Here is a 17,337-nt window from a genome sequence, read left to right on the forward strand (position 1 = left end):
CGCCGCTCATTCGGCGATGCCCACCACCAGCCAGATGAACGCCGCGCCCGCGACCGTGCACAGCAGGGTCGAGCGGGCGGGGTGCTCGTGGTGGGCCTCGGGGAGGATCTCGGCCGCGGCGAGGTAGAGCAGCACGCCGCCGAACAGGCCGAGATAGGCGCCGAGCGCTTCCCCCGGGATGGTGAAGAGGAGGGTGGAGGACGCCCCGACGACCGGGGCCAGCGCGTCGGCGACCAGCATCGCGACGGCGCGGCGGCGGGCGTTGCCGTACAGGCTGGTCAGTGTGTAGGTGTTGAAGCCGTCCGCGAAGTCGTGGGCGATCACGGCCAGCGCGACCGCCGCGCCCATGCCGCCGCCGACCTGGAAGGCCGCGCCGATCGCCACGCCGTCCATGGCGCTGTGGCCGACCATCGCGGCGGCGGCCGTCAGGCCCACCTCGGGCGAACGGTGTCCGTGCTCGTCGGCGCCGTGTGCGGCGCGGCGGGCCGCCAGCAGGCGTTCCACCAGGTGCGCGAGCAGGAATCCGGCGACGAAGAGCAGCAGTGCGGCGGGCACGCCGAACACCTCGTCGCCCGCCGCCTCCAGGGCCTCCGGCAGCAGGTCGAGGCCGACCACGCCCAGCATGAGGCCGCCGGCCAGGCCCAGGACCAGGTGGCGCCGGTCGGTCACGCGCTGTGCCGTCCAGCCGCCGGCCAGCGTCATCAGGAACGCGCCGAGCGCGACGAAGACCGCCATGGGCCCTTGGTATCCGATCACCCCGCGTTCACGCGCGTACGACAGCAGCAACCGCAGTAAATATGCGCACGGCGCACAGGAACAGGACGCACAGGAGAGGACCGAAAACGATGGATTCCGAGGCCAGGGTGACCTTCGTCGGTGCCGGTCCCGGCGCCGCCGACCTGCTGACGTTCCGTGCGGCGCGGGCGATCGCCGAGGCGGACGTGGTGATCTGGGCGGCGAGCCTCGTCCAGGCGGAGGTGCTCCAGCACGCGAGGGAGGGCGCCGAGGTGCTGGACTCGGCGGCGATGTCGCTGGAGGACGTCGTCGCCGTGTACCGGCGGGCCCGGGAGGAGGGGCTGCGGGTGGCCCGCATCCACTCCGGGGACCCGGCGCTGTGGGGCGGCACTCAGGAGCAGCTCGACCGGTGTGCGGAGCTCGGCGTCGCGACCGAGGTGGTGCCCGGTGTCTCCGCGTTCTCGGCCGTGGCCGCGCTCGCCCAGCGTGAGCTGACCATCCCGGAGGTCGCGCAGTCGGTGGTCCTCACCCGGCTCGGCGGGGGCAAGACGCCGATGCCGCCCGGGGAGGAGGTCCGCGAGTTCGCGAAGCACGGCACGACGATGGCGGTCTTCCTGTCGGCGGCCCGCAGCGGCCAGTTGGTGCGGGAGCTGCTGGAGGGCGGCTATCCGACCGAGACGCCGGTCGTCGTCGCCTATCAGGCCACCTGGCCGGAGGAGCTGGTCGTGCGGTGCACGATCGGGACGCTGGAGGAGACGGTCAAGGAGCACAAGCTCTGGAAGCACACCCTGTTCCTGGTCGGCCCGGCCCTCGACGCGCACGGCACCCGCTCGCACCTCTACCACCCGGGGCACTTCCACGGCTATCGCAAGGCCGACCCCGAGGCGCGCCGGGAGCTGCGCTCGCGGGGTGCGAGCACGTGATCAGCGTGGTCGGGATGGGGGCCGCCTCCGGTACGGCTTCCGCCGGGGACGCCGCCGCGGGCGCGGAGCTGGTCGTCGGCGGACGTCGGCACCTGGACGCCGTACGGCTGCCGGCGGGGGCCCGCACGGTGGTCCTCGGGGCGCTTGCGCCCGCCCTGGACACGGTGGCGGAGTATGTCGCCGAGGGGCGGCCGGTGACCGTGCTGGCCTCCGGTGATCCGGGGTTCTTCGGGATCGTGCGGGTGCTGGCCGAGCGGTTCGGCCCGGAGCGGCTGGACGTGCGGCCGGGGGTCTCCTCCGTCGCCGCGGCCTTCGCGCGGGTGGGGCTGCCGTGGGACGACGCCGTGGTGGCGAGCGCGCACGGGCGGGACCTGCGGACTGCGGCGCACCTGTGCCGGGCGCATCCGAAGGTCGCCGTGCTGACCGGTCCCGGGGCCGGTCCGGCGGAGCTGGGTGCCGCGTTGCGGGCCGACGGGCGGGTGTTCGTCGTCGCCTCCGCGCTGGGCTCGGCCGAGGAGCGCGTGGAGCGGGTGACGCCCGCCGCGGCCGCCGCCCGGGACTGGGGGACGGCGGTGAGCGTGGTGCTGTGCCTGGACGAGGCGCGGGCGCTGGGGCCGGTGCGGGCGGTCGCCGGGCCGCGGCCGGGACCCGCGGGATGGGCGCTGGACGAGTCGGAGTTCGCCCACCGCGACTCCATGATCACCAAGTTCGAGGTGCGGGCGCTGGCGCTGGCCCGTCTCGGGCCGCGCCCCGGAGACCTGGTGTGGGACGTCGGCGCCGGTTCCGGGTCCGTGGCCGTGGAGTGCGCGCGGCTCGGTGCCGCCGTCACCGCCGTCGAGAGGACGCCGGACGGTGTCGGGCGGGTCCGCGCCAACGCCGCCGCGCACAGTGTCGACGTGCGGGTGGTGCACGGGGCCGCGCCCGCGGTGCTGTCCGACCTGGACGAGGACCCGGACGCGGTGTTCGTGGGCGGTGGGGGGCGCCAACTGCCCGCGATCGTCGCCGAGTGCGGACGGCGGGCCCGGCGCGCCGTGGTCGTCGCCGTGGCCGCGCTCGACCGGGTGCCGGCGGCCCGCGAGGCGCTGCTCGGCGCCGGTCTCGACTGCGACGGGGTGCTGCTGCAGTCCTCGCGGCTCGCGCCGCTGCCGGGGGACGTGACCCGGCTCGCGGCGACCAATCCCGTGTTCCTGCTGTGGGGCGTCAGGCCGCACGGCCGTAGTGAAGGAGTTGCCCCTTGATCGGCCTCATTTCCGCCACAGCGGCGGGAGCGGCGGCGCGGGACCGGCTGGCCGCGGCGTGGCCGGACCGCACGCGGGTGTACGAGGGTCCCGTCACGGACGCCGTGCGGGCCGCGTTCGCCGAGTGCGAGCGACTGGTGTGCTTCCTGGCCACGGGGGCCGTGGTCCGGCTGGTGGCGCCGCTGCTGGACGACAAGCGGACCGACCCCGGTGTGGTGTGCGTCGACGAGGGCGGGCGGTTCGCCGTGTCGCTGGTCGGCGGGCACGGGGGCGGAGCCAACGAACTGGCCCGCGCGGTCGGCGAGGTGCTGGGCGCGGAACCGGTGGTGACGACGGCGACCGACGCGGTCGGGCTGGCGGGTCTGGACACGCTCGGGCTGCCCGTCGAGGGCGATGTCGCCGGGGTGTCGCGGGCTCTGCTGGACGGTGAGCCGGTGGCGCTGCGCACGGAGGTGGCCTGGCCGCTGCCGCCGCTGCCGGTGGCGGCCGACGGGGCGTACACGATTCGGGTGACGGACCGTGCGGTGGAGCCGGCCGGGCGCGAGGTGGTGCTGCGGCCGCCGTCCCTGGTCGTCGGCGTCGGCGCGTCCAGGGGGGCGCCGGTGGACGAGGTGCTCGGGCTGGTGGAGACCGCCCTGCGCGAGGCGGGGCTGTCGGCCGCGTCGGTCGCCGAGCTGGCCACCGTGGACGCCAAGGCGGAGGAACCCGGGATCGTCGGGGCGGCCGGGCGGCTCGGGGTGCCTCTGGTGACGTACGCCGCCGGCGTGCTGGCGGACGTCGAAGTGCCCAACCCGTCCGACGCCCCGCTCGCGGCCGTGGGCACCCCGTCGGTCGCGGAGGCGGCGGCGCTGCTGCGCGGGGGTGAACTCCTCGTGCCCAAGCGGAAGTCGGCGGCGGTGCCCGCGACGGCGACCTGCGCGGTCGTACGGCGTCCCGGGCGCGGACGGCTCGCGGTGGTCGGGCTCGGGCCGGGCGCCCGGGACCTGGTGACGCCGCGGGCGCGGGCGGAGCTGCGGCGGGCGTCGGTGCTGGTCGGACTCGACCAGTACGTCGACCAGATCCGCGACCTGCTGCGGCCCGGCACCCGGGTGCTGGAGTCGGGGCTCGGCGCGGAGGAGGCGCGGGCCAGGACGGCGGTCGAGGAGGCGCGGCGCGGGCACGCCGTCGCGCTGATCGGCAGCGGGGACGCCGGGGTGTACGCCATGGCCTCGCCGGCGCTGGCCGAGGCGTCCGACGACATCGACGTGGTCGGGGTGCCGGGTGTGACGGCGGCGCTGGCGGCCGGGGCGGTGCTGGGCGCGCCGCTCGGCCACGACCACGTGTCGATCAGCCTCTCCGACCTGCACACGCCGTGGGAGGTCATCGAGCGGCGGGTGCGGGCGGCGGCGGAGGCGGACCTCGTGGTGACGTTCTACAACCCGCGCAGCCGGGGCCGGGACTGGCAGCTGCCCAAGGCGCTGGCGCTCCTCGCGGAGCACCGGGAGCCGACGACTCCGGTGGGTGTCGTGCGCAACGCGTCGCGCGCCGACGAGTCGAGCCGCCTGTCCACGCTCGCCGCCCTCGACCCGACGACCGTCGACATGATGACGGTCGTGACGGTGGGCAACACCGCGACCCGGGAGATCGCCGGGCGCATGGTGACGCCGCGCGGCTACCGCTGGCAGGCGCGTGACACCGCGCCGCCCGCCGAGAAGACCGACCCGTCCGCAACAGCCGAAGCATCCGCCATATCCGAGGAGACCCTGTGACGACCCCGCCCGCCCTGCTCATCGCCGGACACGGCACCCGGGACGAGGCCGGGGCCGAGGCGTTCCGCGACTTCGTGCGCGAGCTGGGCCGACGCCACCCCGAGCTGCCCGTCGCGGGCGGCTTCATCGAGCTGTCCCCGCCGCCACTGGGCGACGCGGTCGCCGAGCTGGTCGAGCGCGGTGTGCGCCGGTTCGCGGCGGTGCCGCTGATGCTGGTGTCCGCCGGGCACGCCAAGGGCGACATCCCGGCGGCCCTGTCCCGCGAGAAGGAGCGGCACCCCGGCATCACGTACACGTACGGGCGTCCGCTGGGCCCGCACCCGGCGCTGCTGCGGGTGCTGGAGCGGCGCCTGGCGGAGGCGGTCGATCCGTCCTGGGACCGCTCCGAGGTGACGGTGCTGCTGGTCGGGCGCGGTTCGACGGACCCGGATGCCAACGCCGAGGTGTTCAAGGCGGCGCGGCTGCTGTGGGAGGGGCGCGGATACGCGGCCGTGGAGACCGCGTTCGTGTCGCTGGCGGAGCCGGACGTGCCGGGCGGCCTGGACCGGTGTGTGCGGCTGGGGGCGCGGCGGGTCGTCGTGCTGCCGTACTTCCTGTTCACCGGCATCCTCCCGGACCGGGTCGGGCACCAGACCGAGGAGTGGGCGGCCGCGCACCCGGAGACCGAGGTGCGGTCGGCGGACGTCATCGGTCCGGAGCCGGAACTGCTCGACCTGGTGTGGGAACGGTACGAGGAGGCCGTCGGGGGCGACCTGCGGATGAACTGCGACAGCTGCGTGTACCGGATCGCGCTGCCGGGGTTCGAGGACAAGGTGGGGCTGCCGCAGCAGCCGCACTTCCACCCCGACGACGACGGCGATCACCCCCACGGGCACCATCACGGGCATGGACACGCACACTCCCATGCACACTGAGGCCGACGGCCTCGACCTGCGCCATCACGGGGACGCCGAGGTGCGCGACGACGGTGCGGCGCTGGTGGACCTCGCGGTGAACGTCCGCGCGGACACTCCTCCGGCCTGGCTGCGGGAACACGTCGCCGCCTCGCTCGGTTCGCTCGCCGCCTACCCGGACGGGCGGGCGGCGCGGGCAGCGGTGGCGGCGCGGCACGGGCTGCCGGTGGAACGGGTGCTGCTGACCGCGGGGGCGGCGGAGGCGTTCGTGCTGCTGGCGCGGGCGCTGAAGGTGCGCCGGCCGGTCGTGGTGCACCCCCAGTTCACCGAGCCCGAGGCGGCGCTGCGGGACGCGGGGCACACGGTCGGCCGGGTGCTGCTGCGGGAGGCGGACGGTTTCCGGCTCGACCCGGCGGCCGTCCCCGAGGACGCCGACCTGGTGGTGGTCGGCAACCCGACGAACCCGACCTCGGTGCTGCACCCGGCGGGCGTGCTCGCGTCGCTGGGCCGCCCCGGGCGGACGCTGGTCGTGGACGAGGCGTTCATGGACGCGGTGCCGGGCGAGCGGGAGGCGCTGGCCGGGCGGACCGACGTACCCGGACTCGTCGTCCTGCGCAGCCTCACCAAGACGTGGGGGCTGGCGGGGCTGCGCATCGGATACGTCCTCGCGGACCCGGAGACGGTCGCCGCGCTGGAGCGCGCCCAGCCGCTGTGGCCGGTGTCCACGCCCGCGCTGGCGGCGGCCGAGGCGTGCGTGGCGCCGCGGGCGCTGGCGGAGGCCGCCCACGCCGCCCACCGCATCGCCGCCGACCGGGACCGTCTCGTCGCCGGGCTGACGGCGTTCGCCGGTGCCGGGGTGCGGGTCGTCCAAGCGGCCGAGGGTCCCTTCGTCCTGGTCGGCGTCCCGCACGCGGCCGCCGTACGGCACCGGTTGCGCGGCCTGGGGTACGCGGTCCGGCGCGGGGACACGTTCCCGGGGCTGGGCGGCCGTTGGCTGCGCCTGGCGGTACGGGACCGGGCGACGACGGAGGGCTTCCTGAGCGCCCTGGAGCGGGCGGTGGCGGCGCCGGCGGAGGCGGCGGAACCGGCCTGAGGCGTACGGGGTGCGGGCGTACGGCCTCGGCCGGTTCCGCCCCCTGCCGCGTCAGCCGCGCCCGCGCCGGGACAAGCCCCCAGCGCGCCGCCGTCCAACAGGACCGGCACCACGCCAACGCCCATGCCGCACACGGCCCCCCGACCGCCCCCGTCCCGGCCAGGACCGCCACCACACACCGCCCTCCCCGGAACCGGCCCCGGCCCGTACCCGGCCGCGCGTCAGCCGCGCCTGCGCCGGGACAGGACGAGTGCGCCGCCGCCCGCCAGGACCAGGGCCGCGGCGCCGGCCGCGACGTACGGGGTCGCGGAGCTGCCGCCGGTCTCGGCCAGGTCGGTCTCGGTGCGGGCGCCCTGGGCCTTCACGTCGGCGGCGGGTTCGGCGTCCTGTGCCGCGTCCTGCTCGTCGGCGGGTTCGTCGGCCTTCGCCGGGGGCTGCCCGGCCTCGTCCGCGGGGGCGGTCGGGGACTCGCAGGTCGCCTTGGCCAGGCTGACGGTGCCGTCGACCTCCGCGACGTTCAGATCGCCGGGGTTGACGGAGACCTTGAGTTCGAGTGCGGTGGCGGCTGCCGTGCGGGAGGTGGTCTCCGTCTTCGAGAGGTCGAGCCGCACCTCGCCGACGCCGGGCACCTTCACGTCCGTCGGCCCGCCGGTGGTGAGCGTGACCTTCTTGCCGAGGACGGTCACCGGACCCAGCAGGTTGGCGTCGGCGACCGGCTGCTTCCCGGCCTCGCAGATCGCCGTGGAGGTGACCTCCTGGACCTCGATCACCGACAGCAGCGGCAGGCCGGGAACGTGGAGCCTGGCGCGGGCCAGCGTGGTGGAGCCCTCGCTCTTCTCGGCGGTGGCCGTCGCCCTCGCCTCGGCGACGTCGGCGCGCAGGACGCTGAACGGCTTTCCGCCGTCGACGCCGTCCAGCCGGGCGGTGAGCGCGGTCTTCTCGGCGCTCTCGGGCGCCCGCACCTCGTTGAGGGTGACCGCGAGCGGGACGTTCACGGTCTTGTTGAGCAGGGAGACGTCGAGCCCGGTGCGCAGCACGGTGGCGCTCGCGCGGCCGTGGTCGCCGGTCGCGTGGACGGCTCCCGCGCCGGCCAGGGTCGCGGGCCCCGCGGCCAGGGCCGTGGCCGCCGCGACGGTGGCGAGACGGCGTGCGGGCAGGCGGAAGGTGTTGCCGTTCAAGGTGGTGGGACCCCCAGTGAGACATGCGTGCGGGGCACGCATGAGCGACGTGCTTGGGACCCGGACAGAATGTCCCCGCGTCCGCCGAACCGTCAGTGAACCGGAGGCACTTCACCCCTTCGTGGGGTTTTGGCGGATCTATTCGAATCTTCGTCGCATCTTCCGGCACGGGTGTTCGCCCGCATCACTCGCGTCGGCTAACCGACGACCCGCCCGTTGAGCACGATCCGGCGCGGAGCGGTGAGCACGCGCACGTCCGCGCGCGGGTCCTGCTCGTACACCACCAGGTCCGCCGGCGCGCCCTCGTCCAGGCCGGGGCGGCCGAGCCAGCGCCGGGCGGCCCAGGTCGTCGCGGCGAGGGCCTCGACGGGCGGGATGCCCGCGGTGACCAGCTCGGCGACCTCGGCACCGGCCAGTCCGTGGGCGAGGGCACCGCCCGCGTCGGTGCCGACGAAGACCGGGATCCCGGCGTCGTAGGCGTTGCGGACGGTGTCGTAACGGCGTTCGTGGAGCCGGCGCATATGGGCCGACCAGCGCGGGAACCGGGACTCGCCGCCGTCCGCCAGCGCGGGGAAGGTGGCGATGTTGACGAGCGTGGGCACGATGGCGACGCCCCGCTCGGCGAAGAGCGGGATCGTGTCGTCCGTGAGCCCCGTGGCGTGCTCGACGCAGTCGATCCCGGCCTCGACCAGGTCGCGCAGGGAGTCCTCGGCGAAGCAGTGCGCGGTGACGCGGGCGCCCAGGCGGTGAGCCTCGGCGATGGCCGCCTCCACGGCGCCGCGCGGCCAGCAGGCCGACAGGTCGCCGAGGTCGCGGTCGATCCAGTCGCCGACCAGCTTCACCCAGCCGTCGCCGCGCCGGGCCTCCTGGGCGACGTGGGCGACGAGGTCCTCGGGCTCGACCTCCCAGGCGTAGTTGGGGATGTAGCGGCGGGTGCGGGCGATGTGCCGGCCGGCCCGGATGATCTTCGGGAGGTCCTCGCGGTCGTCGATCCAGCGGGTGTCGGAGGGCGAGCCCGCGTCGCGGACGAGGAGGGTGCCCGCCTCGCGGTCGGTCAGCGCCTGCTTCTCGGCGACGTCCGCGGGGACCGCTCCGTGCTGGTCCAGCCCGACGTGGCAGTGCGCGTCGACCAGGCCGGGCAGTGCCCATCCCTCCACGGTGCGGACGTCGGCGGCGCCAGTGGGGCGGTCGTACGAGATCCGGCCGTCGATCACCCACACCTCGTCCCGGACCTCCTCCGGTCCGACGAGCACCCGACCCTTGACGTGCAGCACCGCGCGATCGCTCATGCCCCGCACCCTAAAGGGTGTCCGCACACCCGTCCGGGGCCGGTCACCGCCCGCCGCCGGGCGCTGCCGCGCGGGCGCGCGGCGCCCTCGCGCACCCGGCCCCGACGGCGCCCGCGAGGGCGGTCAGGGCCAGGGCGGCGGTGGCGGGGTTGACGTAGCCGGGGACGTCGTCGCTGGTGTACTCGCCGCCGTCGGTGGTCTCGCAGACGAAGCCCAGCGGCAGGAAGGAGACCGACTGGTCGATGACGTGGAGGGCGCGCTCCTCGTTCCCGGGTGTGCGGCAGGGCGGCGCCGGTGCGGAGCCCGCGCCGCCGTTGGACTCCATGACGGCGCCGGTCACGTGCAGCAGCCCCCAGGCGTACACCGCGACGGCGGCGGCACCGGCGAAGGCGGCGAGGGCGTGCAGCGCCGGTCCGGCGCGCGTTCCCCGGGCGCGGCGGGCGGCGAGGACGCTCGCGCCGTGGCCGGTCAGGCCGACGGCGGACACCACGGCGACCACGACGACCAGCAGGAGTACGAGGAACACGGGCCCAGTCCATCAGACGGTGATCTCTTCGGCTGTGACGGAAGCCACGATTCCGGGCGTGGGGGTGTCGCAACGGAAGCACTCCGGCGCGAGTGCCGGCGGACGCCATGGTTACTCTCGACTCCGTACGCCGCGTACCCGCGCCGCACACCCGCCGTCACCGAAGAGAGCACCGCCGTGACCCATCCCTTCCTGGACCTCCCCCCGCTGAGCGCCGGACGTTTCGCCGCGATCGAGGACCGGGTCGCGCGCCTGCTCGGGACCGGCCAGGACGTGGTGGTCATGCAGGGCGAGGCGCTGCTGCCGCTGGAGGGCGCCATCCGCGCCGCCGCGGGACCGGGCACCGTCGCGCTGAACGTCGTCACGGGTCCGTACGGTCAGACCTTCGGGAACTGGCTGCGGGACTGCGGCGCGAGCGTGCACGACCTCGCCGTGCCGTTCCACACGGCCGTCTCCGCCGAGCAGATCGGCCAGGCGCTCGCCGAGCACCCGGAGATCGACTTCGTGTCCCTCGTGCACGCCGAGGCGGCGACCGGCAACACCAACCCGGTCGCGGAGATCGGCGAGGTGGTCCGGGCGCACGGCGCGCTGTTCTACCTGGACGCCGTGGCCTCCGTGGGCGCCGAGCCGGTACTGCCGGACACCTGGGGCGTGGGCCTGTGCGTCATCGGCGCGCAGAAGGCGATGGGCGGCCCTGCGGGCGTCTCGGCGGTGTCGGTGAGCGAGCGGGCCTGGGCCCGCATGGCGGCGAACCCGAACGCCCCGCGGCGGTCGTACCTGTCGCTCCTCGACTGGAAGGAGCGCTGGATCGACGGCGGGCGCAAGGCGCTGCTGCACGCGCCGGCGCAGTTGGAGATGCTCGCGCTGGAGGCCTGCGTCGAGCGCATCGAGGCGGAGGGCCCGGAGACGGTGATGGCACGGCACGCCTCGGCGGCGGCGGCCACCCGGGCCGGCGCGCTCGCGCTGGGCGGCCTGGAGCCGTACGTGTACGAGGCGAGGGACGCGGCGCCGGTCGCGACGACACTGCGCACGCCGTCGGGCGTCGACGCGTCCGCGCTGGTGGCCCGCGCCCTGGAGTCCGACCCGGCGCTGCCGCTGGCGGCGGGCGGCGGCGCGCTGGCGGGCGAGATGATCCGGGTCAACCACTACGGTCCGGACGCGACGCGCGAGACGGTGCGGGACTGCCTGGCGGCACTGGGTGCCGCGCTGGTCGAGCGGGGTGTGAAGGCCGACCCGGAGGCCGCCCGGCGGGCCGCCGAGGAGGCGTGGGAGCGCCCGGCCGGCGCCGCCCTTTCGGAAGGATGAATTCGAGGGAATTCCTGATACTCGCACAAGCAGAATTAAGGAATTCCACTCAGCGCAGCTTCCCGTATTCTTCTGCCCGCTTTCCGGGGACCTAAACACAAAGATTTCACGACACCCGATCTTCACATTTCGGACACGTCTCGCACGGGTTACGCGATTGTGACCCGATCCACATGCTGTCCGCTTTACGGCTTACGACCCCATCAAATCCCCCCATAGCGCCGCCCTCTCGCGCGGCAGCACGCGCCCGCGTGATAACACACGAGCCGCCCATTCGTAACCCCGTCCGGCGATGCAATTTCGAATTTCGCTGGGTAAATTCAATTTGCATGACTGCCGCCCAAGCAGACCTGCAAATCGATCGTCCGAGAGTGGCCGACGGCGCCGCCCTGTGGCGGATAGCGAGGGATTCCAAGGTCCTCGACCTCAACTCCTCCTACAGCTATCTGCTCTGGTGCCGGGACTTCGCCGCCACGTCGGCCGTCGCCCGCGACGAGAGCGGTGAGCCGGTCGGCTTCGTCACCGGATACGTACGACCGGACCGCCCGGACACCCTGCTCGTGTGGCAGGTGGCGGTGGACGAGGCGTACCGCGGGCGCCGGCTCGCCGCGTCCCTGCTCGACGGGCTGGCCGCGCGCACCGTCGCGGAACACGGGCTGACCACCCTGGAGACCACCATCTCCCCCGACAACACCGCCTCCCAGCGGCTGTTCACCTCCTTCGCCGAGCGCCGCGGCGCCCGGCTCGAGCGCGAGGTGCTGTTCGGCACGGAGCTGTTCCCCGACGGACCGCACGAGCCCGAGGTCCTGTACCGCATAGGCCCGCTGTCCGCCACCGGCTGACCGACGGCCTTCCGGGCGGCGCGGCACCCCGTGCCAGTCCGGTCCCACAGACTTCCCGGCGGACCGCACCGGTCCCCGGATCAGTACGACCTTCCTCTCCCACCCTCACCCCACGAGGAGCGATTCGTCGTGACCATCACCCAGCCCGACCTCAGCGTCTTCGAGACCGTCGAGTCCGAGGTGCGCAGCTACTGCCGCGGCTGGCCCACCGTCTTCGACCGTGCGGTCGGCAGCCGCATGTACGACGAGGACGGCCACGAGTACCTCGACTTCTTCGCCGGAGCGGGCTCGCTCAACTACGGGCACAACAACGCCGTCCTGAAACGCGCGCTGATCGACTACCTGGAGCGGGACGGCGTCACGCACGGGCTCGACATGTCGACGACCGCCAAGCGCCGCTTCCTGGAGACGTTCCAGAACACCATCCTGCGCAAGCGCGACCTGCCGTACAAGGTCATGTTTCCGGGCCCGACGGGTACCAACGCCGTCGAGGCCGCGCTGAAGCTGGCGCGCAAGGTCAAGGGACGCGAGTCGATCGTGTCCTTCACCAACGCCTTCCACGGCATGTCGCTGGGCTCGCTCGCCGTGACCGGCAACGCGTTCAAGCGGGCCGGCGCCGGCATCCCGCTGGTGCACGGCACGCCCATGCCGTTCGACAACTACTTCGACGGCACCGTCGAGGACTTCATCTGGTTCGAGCGGCTGCTCGAGGACCAGGGCTCCGGCCTGAACAAGCCGGCCGCCGTGATCGTCGAGACGGTGCAGGGCGAGGGCGGCATCAACGTCGCCCGGGCCGAGTGGCTGCGTGCCCTGGCCGAGCTGTGCGAGCGCCAGGACATGCTGCTCATCGTCGACGACATCCAGATGGGCTGCGGCCGTACCGGCGCCTTTTTCTCCTTCGAGGAGGCGGGCATCACGCCGGACATCGTCACCGTCTCCAAGTCCATCAGCGGCTACGGCATGCCGATGGCGCTGACCCTGTTCAAGCCGGAGCTGGACGTCTGGGAGCCGGGCGAGCACAACGGCACCTTCCGCGGCAACAACCCGGCCTTCGTCACGGCGACCGCCACGCTGGAGGCGTACTGGGCCGACGGTTCGGCGATGGAGAAGCAGACCCGCAAGCGCGGCGAGCAGGTCGAGCAGCACATGATCGCCATCACCGAGGAGAACCTCGCCGACGTCAAGGAGTACCGCGGCCGCGGCCTGGTCTGGGGCCTGGAGTTCCACGACAAGGACCGCGCGGGCCGGGTCGCCAAGCGCGCCTTCGAGCTGGGGCTGCTCATCGAGACCTCCGGCCCCGAGAGCGAGGTCGTCAAACTGCTGCCGGCGCTCACCATCACGCCCGACGAGCTGGACGAGGGCATGAAGACCCTGGCCAGGGCCGTGCGCGAGACCGCGTGACGGTCTGACGGTCCGGCCGTCGGGCACCACCCCATGACTCCCGGCGTCTTCGGCCCACGCGGCCGAGGACGCCGGGGCCCCTTGCACACCCTTCACCTAGGAGGCATCGCAAAACCGTGATCGTCCGTTCGTTCAAGGAGTTCGAAGGCACCGACCGGCACGTGAAGAGCGCGTCCGGCACCTGGGAAAGCACCCGGATCGTCCTCGCCAAGGAGAAGGTCGGCTTCTCCGTGCACGAGACGATCCTGTACGCGGGTACGGAGACGTCGATGTGGTACGCCAACCACATCGAGGCCGTCGTCTGCACCAAGGGCGACGCCGAGTTGACCGACCGCGAGACGGGGAAGACGTACCACATCACGCCGGGCACGATGTATCTCCTCGACGGCCACGAGCGGCACACGCTCAAGGTCAAGGAGGACTTCCACTGCATCTGTGTCTTCAACCCGCCCGTCACCGGACGGGAGGATCACGACGAGAACGGCGTCTACCCGCTGCTCACCGAGGAGGTGTGAGTCACCGTGACCACGACCACGAACGTCACCGACCTCTATCCCACCCGCGGCGCCACCGAGGTGGCGACTCCCCGGCAGGACCCGGTGGTCTGGGGCTCCCCGGACACGCCCGGTCCCGTGTCGGCCGGTGACCTCCAGGCGCTGGACCGCGACGGCTTCCTCGCCGTCGACCAGCTGATCGCCCCGGACGAGGTCGGCGAGTACCAGCGCGAGCTGGAGCGGCTCACCACCGACCCGGCCATCCGGGCGGACGAGCGCTCGATCGTCGAGCCGCAGTCCAAGGAGATCCGGTCGGTCTTCGAGGTGCACAGGATCAGTGAGGTCTTCGCCAAGCTGGTGCGCGACGAGCGCGTGGTCGGGCGGGCGCGGCAGATCCTCGGCTCGGACGTCTACGTCCACCAGTCGCGGATCAACGTCAAGCCGGGCTTCGGGGCCAGCGGCTTCTACTGGCACTCGGACTTCGAGACCTGGCACGCCGAGGACGGCCTGCCCAACATGCGCACGATCTCGGTCTCGATCGCGCTCACCGAGAACTACGACACCAACGGCGGTCTGATGATCATGCCGGGGTCGCACAAGACGTTCCTCGGGTGCGCGGGGGCCACGCCGAAGGACAACTACAAGAAGTCCCTGCAGATGCAGGACGCCGGGACGCCGTCCGACGAGGGCCTGACGAAGATGGCCTCGGAGTACGGCATCAAGCTGTTCACCGGCAAGGCCGGTTCGGCGACCTGGTTCGACTGCAACTGCATGCACGGTTCGGGCGACAACATCACGCCGTTCCCGCGCAGTAACGTCTTCATCGTGTTCAACAGCGTGGAGAACACGGCCGTGGAGCCCTTCGCGGCTCCGATCCGGCGGCCGGAGTTCATTGGCGCGCGGGACTTCACACCAGTGAGGTGACCCGCGTCTGATCTCGGGCAGGGGCCTCTTCGTGTGGGACGGGAGGCCCCTGCCCGGTACTTCGTCCCGGACCTGCCCGGTCAGCCCGCCAGCACGTCGAGCAGCCGGTCCACGTCGGCCGCGGTGTTGTACACGTGGAAGGCGGCCCGCAGATTGCCCGCCCGGTCGGAGACCTGGACGCCGGCCCTGCCCAGCTCGCCCTGCCGGTGGCCGAGCCCCGGCACGGAGACGATCGCGGAGCCCGGCGCGTCCACCGGCTCGTGGCCCAGCGAGCGCACCCCTTCGCGGAACCGGTCGGCGAGAGCGGTGTCGTGGGCGTGCACGGCGTCGACGCCCAGTTCCTCGATCAGGGCCAGGGAGTGCCGGGCGCCGGTGTAGGAGAACAGCGCGGGGGACTCGTCGAACCGCCGGGCGGAGTGCGCGAGTTCCTCGACGGGGCCGTAGCAGCTGTCCCAGGGGTGCTCACCGGTCGCCCACCCGGCGAACAGCGGGGTGAGCCCGGCCGCCGCTCCCAGGTCCTCCGGGACCACGAGGAAGGCGACGCCGCGCGGGCAGAGCACCCACTTGTAGCCGACGGCGGTCACGTAGTCGAAGTCGTCCGCGTCCGTCGGCAGCCAGCCGCCCGCCTGGGAGGTGTCGATCAGCGTCCGTGCCCCGTGCGCCCGGGCGGCGTCGCGCAGCGTAGCGAGGTCGGCGATCCGTCCGTCGGCGGACTGCACGGAGCTGACCGCCACGAGCGCGGTGTCCGGGCCCACGGACTCGGCGATCCGCTCCAGCGGCACGCTGCGCACCTTGAGGTCGCCGCGCGTGTGGAGCGGGTTCACGAGGGAGCTGAAGTCGCCCTCCGCGGTGAGGACCTCGGCCCCCGCCGGCAGCGACGCGGCGACGAGCCCGCTGAACGTGGCGACCGACGCGCCGGTCGCGACCCGGGTGGCGGGCACCCCCATGAGCCGGGCGCAGGCGGCCCGTGCCGCCTCGACGTCGGCGAACATGTCGAGCGGCTGCCCCTCCGCCGCGGACGCCGCGGCGTCACGCATCGCCACGAGGCTCCGGGCGGGGAGCAGGCCGGTGCTGGCGGTGTTCAGGTATGTGGTCTTCGGGGCGAACTCGGTACGGACGAGATTCTCGAAGCTCTCCATGGCACCACTGTGCGGCCCGGTGACCTCCCCGTCCATCGCGTATTTCTACGCGGTTTCTCCAAGCATCGCTTATGAACAGCCCCTCACCTGGGCTTTCACCCGCCCCGTCACTTCTGGGGCACCGCGCACCCGTCCGGACCGCAGGCCTCGGCGCCTCCGTCGTCGATCAGCTTCAACGGCGTGCGCTCGCCCCACGCCTGGGTCAGCGCCTGGGTGAAGACCTCGGCGGGCTGGGCGCCCGAGACTCCGTAGGCCCGGTCGAGCACGAAGAACGGCACCCCGGTGGCCCCGAGCTGGGCGGCCTCGCGCTCGTCGGCGCGCACCTCGTCGGCGTAGGCGGCGGGGTCGGCGAGCACCGCGCGGGCCTCGTCCGCGTCGAGCCCGGCGCCGACGGCCAGCTCCACGAGCCGCTCGTCGTCGTTGAACACGGAGCGCTCGTCGGCGAAGTTGCCCCGGTAGAAGGCGTCGAGGAGCGCCTCGTGCCGTCCCCGCTCCCTGGCGAGGTGCAGCAGGCGGTGCAGGTCGAAGGTGCTGCCGTGGTCGCGGTCCCGGGTGCGGTAGTCCAGGCCCTCGGCGGCCGCCTGCGCTCCGAGGTTGTCCTCACCGGCCTGCGCCTGCGCCTCACTCATGCCGTACTTGGCGGTGAGCATCGTCAGCACCGGCTGCACGTCGTCCTTGGCGCGCCCGGGGTCCAGTTCGAACGAACGGTGGACCACCTCGACGCCGTCACGGTGCGGGAAGGCCGCGAGCGCCTTCTCGAAGCGGGCCTTGCCCACGTAGCACCAGGGGCAGGCGATGTCGCTCCAGATCTCGACGCGCATGTCTCGGCTCTTCTCCAGGTCGTACGGCGGCGGAGGCCTTCTCCGCCGCGTACGTGAACGTTCAAGCAGCGGGTCTCATTCCCCCGTCAGCTGCCGTCCCGCAGATCCGCGGGCCAGGCGGGCCGGAACTCCAGGTGGTCGAACGTCACCGTGCACCCCTCCCCCGTCGGTGCCTGCGCCAGGAAGCCGACCAGGGCCGCCCCCGTCTCCCCCTCATCACCCAGCGTGAAGAGGCGTACGAAGGTCCAGCGCTTCCCGTCGAGCGAGGCGTGGAAGGCGAAGGCCCGTCCGCTCCGGCTCACCCGGAACCAGACGGAGTCCCCCTCCACGGTGAAGGAGTTGCAGTCGTCGGAGTGTCCCCGGGTGACCACCGTGCAGACGGTGGGCACGTCGGGCGAGTACTCCAGACAGAGCTTGGCCCAGGCCCGCTCCCCCACGTGCACGTAGAGCACCCCGGCGTCGAAGGCACCCCGGAACCCGACCGACACACGCGCGATCAGCTGGAAGTCCCCGTCGGGCGCCCCCAGCAACCGCGGCGCGTCGGACACGGACTCCAGCGCTTCCCCGGTGGGCGGCACGAACCGGTCCTGCCGGGGCCCGGCGACGCCGGTGAGCACACCGTCGGCGTAGGACCAGCGGCCGTCGGGGCCATGGGGACGGAGGGTGAAGGGCAGTTCGGGGAGTTCGAGAGTCATGGTTTGATCATCGCAGGCTCAGCGGATGCCCTTAAGGGGCGCGGGGAACTGCGCGACACGCCACGACGGCGCGTCGGACCGCACAACCCCGCG

General features: G+C 73.5%; 17 protein-coding genes. 10 read left to right on the top strand and 7 right to left on the bottom strand.

What is annotated here, in order from left to right; all coding sequences use genetic code 11:
* Nucleotides 1-6 precede the first annotated feature (6 nt).
* Nucleotides 7-735 carry a ZIP family metal transporter gene (locus tag C4J65_RS06130; protein ID WP_115741464.1) on the bottom strand — a complete coding sequence of 243 codons (729 nt, stop codon included), beginning with the start codon at nt 733-735 and terminating at the stop codon, nt 7-9.
* A 110-nt stretch (nt 736-845) separates the two neighbouring features.
* On the opposite strand from C4J65_RS06130, the gene cobM reads away from it, so the two are divergent.
* The 5 genes from cobM to cobC are packed head-to-tail and all read left to right on the top strand — an operon-like array spanning nt 846 to nt 6,630.
* On the top strand, nt 846-1,658 hold the full coding sequence (gene cobM / locus C4J65_RS06135; RefSeq protein WP_115741465.1) for a precorrin-4 C(11)-methyltransferase: 813 nt from the start codon (nt 846-848) through the stop codon (nt 1,656-1,658).
* Nucleotides 1,655-2,896, top strand: a complete 1,242-nt coding sequence (gene cbiE, locus C4J65_RS06140) for a precorrin-6y C5,15-methyltransferase (decarboxylating) subunit CbiE (protein WP_162833050.1) — start codon at nt 1,655-1,657, stop codon at nt 2,894-2,896. The genes cobM and cbiE overlap by 4 nt, the downstream gene beginning before the upstream one ends.
* On the top strand, nt 2,893-4,644 hold the full coding sequence (cobJ, locus tag C4J65_RS06145) for a precorrin-3B C(17)-methyltransferase (protein WP_115741466.1): 1,752 nt from the start codon (nt 2,893-2,895) through the stop codon (nt 4,642-4,644). The genes cbiE and cobJ overlap by 4 nt, the downstream gene beginning before the upstream one ends.
* The gene (locus tag C4J65_RS06150) at nt 4,641-5,558 is read left to right on the top strand and encodes a sirohydrochlorin chelatase (protein WP_115741467.1); all 918 of its coding nucleotides are present in this window, start codon (nt 4,641-4,643) and stop codon (nt 5,556-5,558) included. Before cobJ ends, C4J65_RS06150 begins: the two co-directional genes overlap by 4 nt.
* A complete protein-coding gene (gene cobC, locus C4J65_RS06155; RefSeq protein ID WP_162833051.1) occupies nt 5,530-6,630 on the top strand; it encodes an Rv2231c family pyridoxal phosphate-dependent protein CobC in 1,101 nt (366 codons plus the stop codon). Before C4J65_RS06150 ends, cobC begins: the two co-directional genes overlap by 29 nt.
* A gap of 221 nt (nt 6,631-6,851) precedes the next feature.
* Here the strand turns inward: cobC and C4J65_RS06160 are convergent, their stop codons facing one another.
* The 3 genes from C4J65_RS06160 to C4J65_RS06170 form a co-directional block, all read right to left on the bottom strand.
* Nucleotides 6,852-7,808, bottom strand: a complete 957-nt coding sequence (locus tag C4J65_RS06160; RefSeq protein ID WP_162833052.1) for an SCO1860 family LAETG-anchored protein — start codon at nt 7,806-7,808, stop codon at nt 6,852-6,854.
* A 197-nt stretch (nt 7,809-8,005) separates the two neighbouring features.
* Nucleotides 8,006-9,097, bottom strand: a complete 1,092-nt coding sequence (locus C4J65_RS06165; RefSeq protein WP_115741470.1) for an amidohydrolase family protein — start codon at nt 9,095-9,097, stop codon at nt 8,006-8,008.
* 43 nt (nt 9,098-9,140) lie between these two features.
* Nucleotides 9,141-9,623, bottom strand: a complete 483-nt coding sequence (locus C4J65_RS06170) for a hypothetical protein (RefSeq protein ID WP_115741471.1) — start codon at nt 9,621-9,623, stop codon at nt 9,141-9,143.
* Nucleotides 9,624-9,800: 177 nt separating this feature from the next.
* On the opposite strand from C4J65_RS06170, the gene C4J65_RS06175 reads away from it, so the two are divergent.
* The 5 genes from C4J65_RS06175 (at nt 9,801) to thpD (ending at nt 14,589) form a co-directional block, all read left to right on the top strand.
* Nucleotides 9,801-10,928 carry an aminotransferase class V-fold PLP-dependent enzyme gene (locus C4J65_RS06175; protein WP_115741472.1) on the top strand — a complete coding sequence of 376 codons (1,128 nt, stop codon included), beginning with the start codon at nt 9,801-9,803 and terminating at the stop codon, nt 10,926-10,928.
* Between the two features lie 329 nt (nt 10,929-11,257).
* Entirely contained in the window at nt 11,258-11,770 is a 513-nt protein-coding gene (gene ectA, locus C4J65_RS06180) for a diaminobutyrate acetyltransferase (protein ID WP_115741473.1), read from the top strand.
* Nucleotides 11,771-11,899: 129 nt separating this feature from the next.
* On the top strand, nt 11,900-13,171 hold the full coding sequence (gene ectB, locus C4J65_RS06185; protein ID WP_115741474.1) for a diaminobutyrate--2-oxoglutarate transaminase: 1,272 nt from the start codon (nt 11,900-11,902) through the stop codon (nt 13,169-13,171).
* 116 nt (nt 13,172-13,287) lie between these two features.
* On the top strand, nt 13,288-13,686 hold the full coding sequence (locus tag C4J65_RS06190; protein ID WP_003976954.1) for an ectoine synthase: 399 nt from the start codon (nt 13,288-13,290) through the stop codon (nt 13,684-13,686).
* Between the two features lie 6 nt (nt 13,687-13,692).
* Entirely contained in the window at nt 13,693-14,589 is an 897-nt protein-coding gene (gene thpD / locus C4J65_RS06195) for an ectoine hydroxylase (protein ID WP_162833053.1), read from the top strand.
* Between the two features lie 80 nt (nt 14,590-14,669).
* Here thpD and C4J65_RS06200 read toward each other — a convergent pair whose 3' ends face one another.
* From C4J65_RS06200 to C4J65_RS06210, 3 genes are all read right to left on the bottom strand, one after another.
* Complete coding sequence (locus C4J65_RS06200; protein ID WP_115741475.1) at nt 14,670-15,764, bottom strand: aminotransferase class V-fold PLP-dependent enzyme; 1,095 nt, start codon at nt 15,762-15,764, stop codon at nt 14,670-14,672.
* Between the two features lie 71 nt (nt 15,765-15,835).
* A complete protein-coding gene (locus C4J65_RS06205) occupies nt 15,836-16,549 on the bottom strand; it encodes a DsbA family oxidoreductase (RefSeq protein WP_115741476.1) in 714 nt (237 codons plus the stop codon).
* An 86-nt stretch (nt 16,550-16,635) separates the two neighbouring features.
* On the bottom strand, nt 16,636-17,244 hold the full coding sequence (locus tag C4J65_RS06210) for a DUF1349 domain-containing protein (protein ID WP_115741477.1): 609 nt from the start codon (nt 17,242-17,244) through the stop codon (nt 16,636-16,638).
* Nucleotides 17,245-17,337: the final 93 nt, after the last annotated feature.

The sequence above is a fragment of the Streptomyces sp. CB09001 genome (assembly GCF_003369795.1).
GTDB lineage: Bacteria > Actinomycetota > Actinomycetes > Streptomycetales > Streptomycetaceae > Streptomyces.

What these genes read in the sequence shown, in the direction of transcription:
- C4J65_RS06130 (WP_115741464.1), bottom strand. Translation starts at nt 735, where the DNA reads ATGGCGGTCTTCGTCGCGCTCGGCGCGTTCCTGATGACGCTGGCCGGC.
- cobM (WP_115741465.1), top strand. Translation starts at nt 846, where the DNA reads ATGGATTCCGAGGCCAGGGTGACCTTCGTCGGTGCCGGTCCCGGCGCC.
- cobC (WP_162833051.1), top strand. Translation starts at nt 5,530, where the DNA reads ATGGACACGCACACTCCCATGCACACTGAGGCCGACGGCCTCGACCTG.
- C4J65_RS06165 (WP_115741470.1), bottom strand. Translation starts at nt 9,097, where the DNA reads ATGAGCGATCGCGCGGTGCTGCACGTCAAGGGTCGGGTGCTCGTCGGA.
- ectA (WP_115741473.1), top strand. Translation starts at nt 11,258, where the DNA reads ATGACTGCCGCCCAAGCAGACCTGCAAATCGATCGTCCGAGAGTGGCC.
- C4J65_RS06200 (WP_115741475.1), bottom strand. Translation starts at nt 15,764, where the DNA reads ATGGACGGGGAGGTCACCGGGCCGCACAGTGGTGCCATGGAGAGCTTC.
- C4J65_RS06205 (WP_115741476.1), bottom strand. Translation starts at nt 16,549, where the DNA reads ATGCGCGTCGAGATCTGGAGCGACATCGCCTGCCCCTGGTGCTACGTG.
- C4J65_RS06210 (WP_115741477.1), bottom strand. Translation starts at nt 17,244, where the DNA reads ATGACTCTCGAACTCCCCGAACTGCCCTTCACCCTCCGTCCCCATGGC.